This is a genomic window from uncultured Massilia sp. (assembly GCF_913773735.1).
Classification (GTDB): domain Bacteria; phylum Pseudomonadota; class Gammaproteobacteria; order Burkholderiales; family Burkholderiaceae_D; genus Telluria.
The window spans coordinates 278,612-288,893 of sequence record NZ_CAJYEB010000025.1; the positions used below are offsets into that span (position 1 = coordinate 278,612).

Annotated in this window: 10 protein-coding genes; 6 read left to right on the forward strand and 4 right to left on the reverse strand. The window is 68.9% G+C overall.

The annotated features are described in order from the left end of the window. The first annotated feature begins 100 nt into the window (after positions 1-100). Positions 101-751, forward strand: coding sequence for a hypothetical protein (locus QZ749_RS13945; protein ID WP_296947922.1), 651 nt, complete (start codon positions 101-103; stop codon positions 749-751). A 57-nt stretch (positions 752-808) separates the two neighbouring features. Here QZ749_RS13945 and QZ749_RS13950 read toward each other — a convergent pair whose 3' ends face one another. Together QZ749_RS13950 and QZ749_RS13955 are read right to left on the reverse strand one after the other, a co-directional pair. Beyond that, on the reverse strand, positions 809-1,600 hold the full coding sequence (locus QZ749_RS13950) for a hypothetical protein (RefSeq protein WP_296947924.1): 792 nt from the start codon (positions 1,598-1,600) through the stop codon (positions 809-811). A gap of 206 nt (positions 1,601-1,806) precedes the next feature. Next, complete coding sequence (locus tag QZ749_RS13955) at positions 1,807-2,733, reverse strand: LysR family transcriptional regulator (protein WP_296947926.1); 927 nt, start codon at positions 2,731-2,733, stop codon at positions 1,807-1,809. Positions 2,734-2,842: 109 nt separating this feature from the next. On the opposite strand from QZ749_RS13955, the gene QZ749_RS13960 reads away from it, so the two are divergent. After that, positions 2,843-3,592 carry an SDR family oxidoreductase gene (locus QZ749_RS13960; protein WP_296947929.1) on the forward strand — a complete coding sequence of 250 codons (750 nt, stop codon included), beginning with the start codon at positions 2,843-2,845 and terminating at the stop codon, positions 3,590-3,592. A gap of 51 nt (positions 3,593-3,643) precedes the next feature. Here the strand turns inward: QZ749_RS13960 and QZ749_RS13965 are convergent, their stop codons facing one another. Beyond that, positions 3,644-4,663: a LacI family DNA-binding transcriptional regulator gene (locus tag QZ749_RS13965; RefSeq protein ID WP_296947932.1), complete on the reverse strand. Its 1,020-nt coding sequence runs from the start codon at positions 4,661-4,663 to the stop codon at positions 3,644-3,646. A 306-nt stretch (positions 4,664-4,969) separates the two neighbouring features. Here QZ749_RS13965 and QZ749_RS13970 point away from each other — a divergent pair, with 306 nt between their 5' ends. The 3 genes from QZ749_RS13970 to QZ749_RS13980 are packed head-to-tail and all read left to right on the forward strand — an operon-like array spanning position 4,970 to position 8,725. Next, a complete protein-coding gene (locus QZ749_RS13970) occupies positions 4,970-6,307 on the forward strand; it encodes a GH1 family beta-glucosidase (protein ID WP_296947934.1) in 1,338 nt (445 codons plus the stop codon). A gap of 59 nt (positions 6,308-6,366) precedes the next feature. Then, positions 6,367-7,380, forward strand: coding sequence for a glucokinase (locus QZ749_RS13975; protein WP_296947936.1), 1,014 nt, complete (start codon positions 6,367-6,369; stop codon positions 7,378-7,380). Beyond that, entirely contained in the window at positions 7,370-8,725 is a 1,356-nt protein-coding gene (locus tag QZ749_RS13980) for an MFS transporter (protein WP_296947938.1), read from the forward strand. Before QZ749_RS13975 ends, QZ749_RS13980 begins: the two co-directional genes overlap by 11 nt. 5 nt (positions 8,726-8,730) lie before the next feature. Here QZ749_RS13980 and QZ749_RS13985 read toward each other — a convergent pair whose 3' ends face one another. Further along, positions 8,731-9,267, reverse strand: a complete 537-nt coding sequence (locus QZ749_RS13985) for a M23 family metallopeptidase (protein WP_296947940.1) — start codon at positions 9,265-9,267, stop codon at positions 8,731-8,733. 297 nt (positions 9,268-9,564) lie between these two features. On the opposite strand from QZ749_RS13985, the gene QZ749_RS13990 reads away from it, so the two are divergent. Continuing rightward, positions 9,565-10,282 (forward strand): Calx-beta domain-containing protein (locus QZ749_RS13990; RefSeq protein WP_296947942.1); only part of this gene is annotated, 718 nt, incomplete at its 3' end.

A 10,282-nucleotide genomic window follows, 5' to 3' on the forward strand; every position in this document is an offset into this window, starting at 1 on the left:
TGTACCGCCGGCATGTGTCGGCAGGATGACATTCCGGCACGGCGGCGCAACATTTCGTGACTTTTGGCCGGCCTCATGCAGCTAGAATCGGAACATGTCCATGACCCTGACCCAACCCGCCGGCAGCGCTGCAGCCTCGGCCCATTCCCGCCGCTGGGCGTGGGGCATCAGCCTGCTCGCGCACGGCGCCGCCCTCGCCTGGCTGCTGCACGCCATGCCGCCGCAGCGCGCGCGCGTCGACGATGCGCGGCCGGAAGTGCGTTTCGTGTTGGTCCGGCCCCTGCTGGCGCCGCCCGTCCCTGCGCCACTGCCCGCGCCGGTGGCCGCGCCCGTACCTGCGCCGCCGGCAGCCGCGGCGGCGCCGGCCCGCCCCGCGCCCGCGCCACGGGCCAGGCCCCGAACCGCACCGCCGATCGCACCACACCCCGCGGCGGCGCCGGCGCCGCCCATCGCCATGCCCGAGGGGACGCCGGAGCCGGCGTTCACGGTCGCCGCGCCGCCGGCGGGCAGCGGCGGCGGCTTCGACATGGCCGCCGCGCGCGGTGCGGCGCGCGCCGCCGTGTCCGGCCCGGACGGCATCGGCGCCGGCCGCACCCAGGTGCTGCGCGAAACCCGCACCGAGAAACTGGGGCGCGCCATCGACGGCGCACGCAACGGCGATTGCCAGACCCAGTATGCCGGCATGGGCATCCTGGCGCTGATCCCGCTGGCCAAGGACACGTTGACGGGGAGCGGGTGCAAGTGGAAATGAGGGGATGGCCGGCGTGACGGCACCCGGCACTTGCCCGTGCCACTGCCTAAGCCCCCGCTATGCACGCTCGCTCGGTATCGACGCCGGATCCTGCTTGCGCGAGTGCACCGCCTCCGCTGCATGACCCGGGCCGGGAGGACCGATACGGATCTCGATCGCGCCCACGCGTGTCGCACTTGTGATCCTTCCCCGGCTTTTATCGATCAGATTCCGGTTCCCGTTCCATCGCCTCTGCAGATTGACCCTGGTGAGCAGGCACCACCTCAGCACGGACAGCCAATACGCATCGAATTTGTTGACTGTCTCGTTGCCGCCGCGTTCGACATACGTCAGTTCCGGAAATCGATCGCGCAGCGCTTCGATCTTTCGACGCCGCATCTCGGTGGTGCCATATAAATGGCTCTCCAGCGTCACGACTCCCGTCAGTCCATGCCGCAAGGCCGCCGAAAGGATGATGGATTCGCCCTCATCGATCATGTTCTTGCGGGTGAATGCGTAATGCAGGGGATTCATGCTGACCGCCGGACCCATATGGATGCTCCAGCGTCCCTCGCCATCCGGGCGCAGCATCATGTTCGTGCACTTGTACGGCGCGAAACGCACATAGAACCAGAGAAACACGAGTCCAAGCGCACCTTTTGCAGTCAGTCCAATCCATGGCCTGTTGAAGAATGTGCGGTACATGAAGTTGGAAAAGGTAGCGGAAACGCAAACGGCGAGCCCGATGGCGGCACATGCGACTAGAGTCAGCGTGAGTGGAAACAGGAACTGGCGCAGCGTTCCCGCATTGCGCAATCCGCCGAAATAGAAACGCCCGTAAAGCCGGTCGAATGTATTTGAAATATCCATTGGGCTAGGTGATAGAGAAAACCCATATTATTCAGAGCAATGTCCTGCGCTACAAATCAATAGGCGACTTCCCGCTGCGCCTCGGACGCTGACACGTCCGGCGGGCAGGCAGGCTGGAGGCGGCAACGCCATGCCTGCGCGGACAACCGTACCGTCCGTTCGTGCCGGGGCCGGGTCCGACGTCCGCCCTGCATCGACCATGCGAGTCACGCCGTGAACGCCGCCGCCAGCCCCAGCGCCCGGAACCGCTCCACCACGAACTCCACGAACACGCGCGTCTTGGCCGGCAGCAGCCGCCGGCTGGAGTAATACACGAACAGCCCGCCCGCTTGCGCATGCCACTCGGGCAGGATGCGCACCAGTTCCCCGCTGCGCAGCAGCGGCCCGGCATGCGGGGCCGGCAGCAGGGCGATGCCCAGGCCGCACGCGGCCGCGCGCGCCATCGCTTCCGGATCGTCGAGCACGGCCACCGGATGCAGTTCGGCCGCCGCCGTGCGGCCGTCGTCGGTGCGCAGCGTCCAGCTCTGCAGGCGTCCGCTGCGGATCGCGCGCCGGCCGATGCCGTCGTGCGCCGCCAGGTCGTCCGGGTGCGCGGGCGTGCCGCGTCGCGCCAGGTAGGAAGGCGCCGCGGCCACGAGGATGCGTACCTGCGCCAGCTCGCGCGCCACCAGGCCCTGGGTCAGCTCGACGCCGCCGCCGATCGCCACGTCGTAGCCTTCGGCGATCAGGTCGACCTGGCGGTTCTCGAAATGCAGGTCGGGCACGACGTCCGGATACAGCGCGTGGAAGGCTTCCAGCATCGGCACGAAATGCATGCGCCCGACCGCAGGCGCCAGCGCCACCCGCAAGGGGCCGGACGGCCGCCCGGCGCCTTCGCGCAGCACCCCCATCGCATCCTGGATGCGGTGCCACGGCTCGCCCACGGCGCGCAGGAACTGCTCGCCCTCGTCCGTCAGGCGCAACTGGCGCGTGCTGCGCTGGAACAGGCGCACGCCCAGGCTGGCTTCGAGCTTGCCGACGTTCTTGCTGACGCCCGCCGGCGTCATCCCAAGGCGCCGCGCGGCGGCGGAGAAGCCGCCCTCTTCCGCGCTGTAGATGAAGGCATCGAGGTGGGCGAATGCGTCCTGGCTCATCGTGGACCTTTTACCATTCGTTGAAAGTGATGTGCATTTTGACTGGCTAGTTTCAACTGCTGGTTGGGATGATACTGCATGCACACCAACCCACCACATGGAGTCCATCATGGCATCGGCCACATCACTGCAGGGCAAAACCGCTTTCGTCACCGGCGCGGCGCGCGGCATCGGCGCCGCCATCGTCCGGCGCCTGGCCGCGGACGGCGCCGCCGTCGCATTCACCTACCAGAGTTCGTCCGGTCCGGCCGACGCGCTCGTCGCCGACATCGCCGCCGCCGGCGGCCGCGCGCTCGCGCTGCGGGCCGACGCCGCCGACCCGGCCGCGATCGCCGCCGCCGTGGACGCGACGGCCGCGCGCTTCGGCCGCATCGACATCGTCGTCAACAATGCCGGCATCTTCCTGCCGGGGACGCTGGAGACGTTCGGCATCGACGACTTCGACAAGCTGGTGGCCGTGAACGTGCGCGCCGTGTTCGCCACCGCCAAGGCGGCGCTGCCGCACCTGCCCGACGGCGGCCGCATCATCAACATCGGCAGCACCAACGCCCTGCGCATGCCGTTCGCGGGCGGCGCCTTGTACGCGATGAGCAAGTCGGCCCTGACCGGGCTGGCGAAGGGCCTGGCGCGCGACCTCGGGCCGCGCGGGATCACCGTCAACAACGTGCTGCCGGGTCCGGTGGAAACCGACATGAACCCGTCCGACACCGACTTCGGCCGCTCGCTGCACGACCTGATGGCCCTGCCGCGCCACGGCCGCCCGGACGAGATCGCGGCGCTGGTCGCCTGGCTCGCCGGCCCGGAATCCGCCTTCGTCACCGGCGCCGACCTGCTGGCCGACGGCGGCTTCGCCGCATGATAAAACGCAAACCGGGGTCAGAGCCGGGCTCTGACCCCGGTTTGTGCGAAGTCAACCGATTCGGCGGACCGACTCGCGGACCACGAGGTTCAATTGTGGTACGTCAACGTCGAGCGGTTCGTTGTTGATCATCTTGACGATCGTCCGGCCCAGGCTGCGGCCGACGTCGAACAGCGGCTGGCGCACCGTCGTCAGCGGCGGGGTCGTGTACATCGAGCTGTGCAGGTCGTCGAAGCCGATCACCGAGATGTCTTCCGGCACGCGGATGCCGCGCCGGTACAGGGCCAGGCGGGCGCCGTAGGCCGTCAGGTCGTTGGCGCAGAACATGGCCGAGAAGCGCTGGCCCGATTCGAGCAGGCGCTCGACCGCCAGCAGGCCCCCGGATTCCTGGAAGTCGCCGTCCACGATCAGTTGCTGGTTTTCCTTGATGCGGTGCTTGGCCAGCGTGTCGCGGTAGCCTTCGAGGCGCGCCAGCGCATCCTGGTGGTCGGACGGGCCGGCGATGAAGGCGATGTGGCGGTGGCCCTGCAGGATCAGGTGCTCGACCGCCTCGCAGGCGCCCCAGTAGTTGTCCAGGCAAAAGCCGTAGGCGCGCGGCCCGTCGAGCGCGCGGCCGAAGGCGACGATGGGCACGCGCTGCGACAGTCCCAGGATCTGCGCGTCGCGCAGCTTGCCGCTCAGGATCACCAGGCCATCCACCCGGCGCGCGATCAGCAGCTCGATGCGCTCCGCTTCCTCTTCCGCATGCCAGTGGCCGGACACGATCAGCGGCGCATAGCCGGTGCCCTGCAGCGCCTCGTCGACGCCGGCCAGCGCGTCGGAAAAGTAACCCGACACCAGCGACTGGGTCAGCACGCCGATGGTGCGCGAGCTGCCCGTCTTGAGGTTCTGCGCCAGCACGTTGGGCTTGTAGTTCAGGCGCTCGATCACGCTCTCGATGGCCTGGCGCTTTTCGTCGGACACGCGGGCGGTGCCGTTCAGGAAGCGCGACACGGTGGCCGCCGACACGCCGGCCACGCGGGCGACTTCGTGGACGGTCACCATCGCGGTGCTGCTGGGGTCTTTTTTCATTGGCTGGGATTGGAGTCGGCGCGGCGCCGACGGCTTGACGTTACCACAAGTATATCAGTACGAAACCGGTTTCAGAAAACCCGGCCGGTTTTCCGGCCGCCGCCGCTGCCCGCTCCCTCCCGCCCCCGGTCGCCCTAAATTGTGTTTGACAGCCAATTCCTCGCGACGGTAATATGAAATCGATTTCAAACGAAGCCCCATAACAACGACGAACAGGAGACGCATTCCCGCCCGCCGGCCCGCCCCGCGGCGCCTGCCCGTCCCTGCGTCCACCGCACAATCACCACGCCACCGCACGCTCGCACCATGACCGAAACCATCCACTTCCCTTCCAACTTCACGTGGGGCGTCGCGACCAGCGCCTTCCAGATCGAGGGCGCGGCCGCCGCCGACGGCAAGGGGCCGTCGATCTGGGATACCTTCTCGCACACGCCCGGCAAGATCATCGACCACAGCAACGGCGACGTCGCCTGCGACCACTACCACCGCTACCGCGAGGACGTCGCCCTGATGGCCGGCCTGGGCGTGGACGCCTACCGCTTCTCGATGGCCTGGTCGCGCGTGCAGCCGGCCGGCAAGGGGGCCTGGAACGAGCAGGGCTTCGACTTCTACGCGCGCCTGCTGGACGCGCTGCAGGAACGCGGCATCGCCCCGCACCTGACGCTGTACCACTGGGACCTGCCGAAGGGCCTGCAGGACGACGGCGGCTGGATGGCGCGCGCCACCGCGCACCGCTTCGCCGACTACGCACACGAGGTGGCGCGCCGCTTCGGCGACCGCCTGGCCACCATCGCCACCCACAACGAGCCGTGGTGCACGGCCAACCTCGGCTACGGCAACGCCCAGTTCGCGCCGGGCGTGGCCGACAAGAAGCAGGCGATCCAGGTCTCGCACCACCTGCTGCTGTCGCACGGCCTGGCGATGCAGGCGATGCGCGCCACCGGCACGCGGGCCGGACTGGGGATCGTGCTGAACCAGTGGACCGCCGATCCGGCCACCGACAGCGAGGCCGACAAGCGCCTGGCCGCGCTGGAGTGGGCGAACTCGATCGCATGGTTCATGGACCCGATCTTCAAGAAGCGCTACCCGGAACTGTCGCTGCAGGCGCACGGCAGCGTCGCGCCGGACGTCCACGCGGGGGACTTCGACATCATCGCCCAGCCGCTCGACTTCCTGGGCGTGAACTACTACCGCCGCGAGGTGATGAGCGCCGAGGTCCCGCCGCGCAAGCCCGAAGGCGGCAACGGCTTCACCGACATGGGCTGGGAAATCTACCCGCAGGGCCTGACCGAGCTGCTGGTCCAGCTGAAGGCCGACTACCCCGACCTGCCGCCGGTCTACATCACCGAGAACGGCATGGCGGCCGTCGATGCGCTGGAGGGCGGCCAGGTCGACGACCAGGTGCGCATCGACTACGTGCGCACCCACCTGGAAGCGCTGAAGGCCGCCATGGACCGCGGCATCGACGTGCGCGGCTACTTCCTGTGGAGCCTGATGGACAACTTCGAATGGAACTCCGGCTACGCCAAGCGCTTCGGCATCGTCTGGGTCGACTACGCGACGCTCGAACGCGTTCCGAAGGCCAGCGCGCTATGGTACCGTGACTTCATCGCGCGCCAGCGCCGGGACCGCCGGGCCGCGTGACAAGAACAGCATCCACGAGAAGAGATACAGGAAACACGCGAGGAGACATGAGGGACACCATGGACGACGTGCTATTCGGCGGCGCGCGGCTGCTGGCCGACATCGGCGGCACCAACGCCCGCTTCGCGCTGCAGCGCGGCCCCGGGCGCATCGAGGAAGTGGCGACACTGGCCTGCGCCGACCATCCCACGCTGTGCGACGCGGTGCGCGCCTACCTCGCGCCGCGTCCCGGCGCGGCGCGCGAGCTGCGCCACGCCATGATCGCCATCGCCAACCCGGTCGACGGCGACGTCGTGCGCATGACCAACCACCACTGGCAGTTCTCGATCGAGCAGGCGCGCCGCGAGCTGCGCCTGGCGACGCTGCTGGTGGTGAACGATTTCGCCGCGCTGTCGATGTCGGTGCCCGGCCTGGACCCGTCCGACCTGGTGCAGGTGGGCGGCGCGGCGCCGGTCGCGCAGGCGCCCATCGGCCTGGTCGGCGCCGGCACCGGCCTGGGCGTGGGCGGCCTGCTGCCCGTGCGCGGACGCTGGACCGTGCTCGCCAGCGAAGGCGGCCACGCGGCCTTCTCGCCCGCGGACGCGCGCGAGCAGGCCATCCTCGCCTACTGCTGGACCAGGTGGCCGCACGTCTCGAGCGAGCGCCTGGTGTCCGGTCCCGGGCTGGCGCTGATCCACGAGGCGCTGCGGCACCGGGACGGTAGCGCCGGCGGCGCCGCGCCGCTGGCGCCGGCCCAGGTGGTCGAGCGGGGCCTGGCCGGCACCGATCCGCTGTGCGCCGAGGCGCTGGACGTCTTCTGCGGCATGCTCGGCACCGTGGCCGCCAACGTCGCCGTCACGCTGTGCGCGCGCGGCGGCATCTATATCGGCGGTGGCGTCGTGCCGCGCCTGGGCGAGCGGTTCGCGCGCTCGCCGTTTCGCGCCCGCTTCGAGAACAAGGGGCGGTTCTCGGACCTGATGGCGCGCATCCCCTGCTTCGTGATCCATGCGCCCTACCCCGCGCTGGCCGGCGCCGCCGCCCTCCTCGAGCAGCACCTGACCGATTCCTCCCCGCTACCGCACCATGTCCACTAAGTCCCTGCGCCACCCGCTGCTGTGGGTCCCGACCGGCTATTTCACGATGGCCCTCGGCTACACGATGCTGACCAGCGTCACCGCGATCATGTTCAAGAACCTGGGCATGGACAACGGCCGCGCGGCCGCGTACTCGAGCATGCTGATCCTGGCCTACACGATCAAGCCGCTGTTCGCGCCCGTCGTCGAGATGTACCGCACCAAGAAATTCTTCGTGCTGTGCACCCAGGTGCTGGTGGGCCTGGGCTTCGCCGCCGCCGCGCTGGCGATGGGCCTGCCGGACTGGATGGCGATCCTGCTGCCGCTGTTCTGGGCCATGTCCTTCATCGGCGCCACCCAGGACATCGCCAGCGACGGCGTCTACGTCACCTCGCTCGACACGCGCGCCCAGTCGCTGTACTGCGGGGTCCAGAGCCTGTCCTGGAACATCGGCCCGATCGTCGCCTCCGGCTTCCTCGTCTACCTGAGCGGCCGCCTGCACACCGACGTGTTCCACCACGACCCCAAGGTGTTCGGGCCGGCGTGGATGGACGCCTGGCGCGTGATCTTCTTCATCGTCGCCGCCATCATCGTGCTGATGGCGCTGTGGCACGTGCGCATGATGCCGGACGGCGCGCGCGCGGCGAACACGCCGACCAGCCTGCGCGGCGCGCTCGACATCCTGTGGGATTCCTTCGTCACCTTCTTCCAGAAGCGCGACGTGTGGAAGATGGTCGCCTTCGCCTTCCTGTTCCGGGTCAGCATCGGCCTGCTGGAAAAGATCGGCCCCTTCTTCATGGTCGATGCCGCCGCCAAGGGCGGGCTCGGGCTGTCCAACGAGCAGCTGGGCATCGTCTACGGCACCTACGGCCTGGCCGCGGTGCTGCTCGGCTCCCTGCTGGGCGGCATGTACGTGGCCAGGCGCGGCCTGAAGCGGGTGCTGTTCGTGCTGTGCTGCGCCGTCAACATCCCGAACGCGACCTTCCTGGCGATGGCCATCCTGCTGCCGTCCAGCACCCTCGCCATCACGGCCGGCGTCGTCATCGAGAAGTTCTTCTTCGGCTTCGGCTCGGTCGGCTTCATGATCTACCTGATGCAGCAGCTCGCGCCTGGCAAGTACACGACCACCCACTATGCCTTCGGCACCGGCCTGATGGGACTGTGCAACATGGTGACGGGCGTCGCCAGCGGCCACCTGCAGGAAATGATGGGCTACGTCGGCTACTTCGTGTTCGTGATGGTCGCGACGATCCCCTCGTTCCTGGCGACCTGGTTCGCGCCGTTCCACCACGACGACGGCATGGGCAGCCATGCCGGCGACGGTGGCGCGCCCGCCGGCGCCGACGCCGCCCAACGGGTGGCCTGACGCGTTCAGCGCCGGCCGGCGCCGGCGCGCGGCCGCAGCAAGGGATACGGATTGATCGCCCCGCCCGCCACATAGATCCCGTAATGCAGGTGCGGCGGCGTCGTGCGGGCGTTGCCGGTGTTGCCGACGTAGCCGACCACGCTGCCCGGCGCCACCCGCATCCCCGCATGCACGTCGCCATGGCGGTCCAGGTGCGCATAGTAGTGGCGCTGGCCGCCCGGTCCCAGCACCCAGACCACCTGGCCGCCCAGGCGGTTGGTGCCGACCCGCAGCACCACCCCCTCGGTACTGGACAGGACCGGCGTGCCGCGCCGCGCGAAGATGTCGATGCCCTCGTGCCGGCGCCCTCCGCTGCGCGCCCCGCCCCAGGTATCGGCCAGTTGCGCCGGTTGCACGCCCGCCACCGGCACCGGCAGCACGGCCGGCGCCGGCATTCCGCCCAGGCGCACCATGTAGGCGACGCTCTCCAGCCACGGGCGCAGCAGGGCCTCGGCCGCGATCAGGGCCAGGGCGATCAGGAGGCTGCGCAGGAAGATCCGCATGGTATCGGGCCGGCAAAGCGGGCGGTGGGCGGCATGGCCGCGATACCGACCAGATGGGGACGGCTCGCCCATTTCAAGTGCCCCGCCCCCGTCGCAGAAAAAATCAAAAAAAATTCTCGAGAACCCTTCGAAAAATCCTGCGGGCTTCGTTATGGGTAGCAGGTAGTCCGGCGCTGCCGGCAAAACCTGCAAGTAATGACAGGCTTACCGTGCGCGGCAAATGCCTTAGCATGCGGCCCATCGGTTCCAGGCGACGCCGGCCGGCGGCGTACCACACAACAGAAAACAGGGAAAAACATGACCATCTACATCAGCTCGAAAAACCTCGTCGTCGGCGAAAAGGACGGTTACGTCGAATTCGTCGTCACCCTCAGCGCGGCGGCGCAGCAACAGGTGAGCGTGTACTACAACACCTATTCGCTCACGGCCGACAGCGGCGCCGACTTCGAGAGCGCGGGCGGCCAGCTGGTGTTCGCGCCCGGGGTCACGTCCCTGTCCGTGCGCGTCCCGATCAAGGACGACGCCCTCGTCGAAGGCCTGGAAAACGTCGCGCTGGTGCTGAACAGTCCCACCAACGCCGTCATCAAGCATTTCGCGGCCGTCGCCACCATCGTCGACAACGACACGCTGGCGGACGCCGCCCACCATGCCGCCCTGTCGGTACGCGACGTCGTGGTCGACGCCGGCGCCGGCACCGCGACCTTCGCCGTGGTGCTGGACAAGGCCGTCGGCAGTGGATTCAGCGTTGCCTACAACACCGTGGCCGGCAGCGCCGCCGCCGGCAGCGACTTCGTCCCGGCCAGCGGCTCGCTGTCCTTCGGCGCCGGCGAGACCGTCAAGACGGTCACCGTGGCGCTGCCGCAGGACGCGACGGCCGAGCCGCAGGAGATGTTCAACCTGGTGCTGGGCGCCGTCTCCGGCGCCGGCGCGAACGTCGTCGACGTCGCCGACGGCATCGGCCAGGCCACCATCGGCGCGCATGGCCAGACCCCGCGCGCCCAGCCGGCCATCAGCG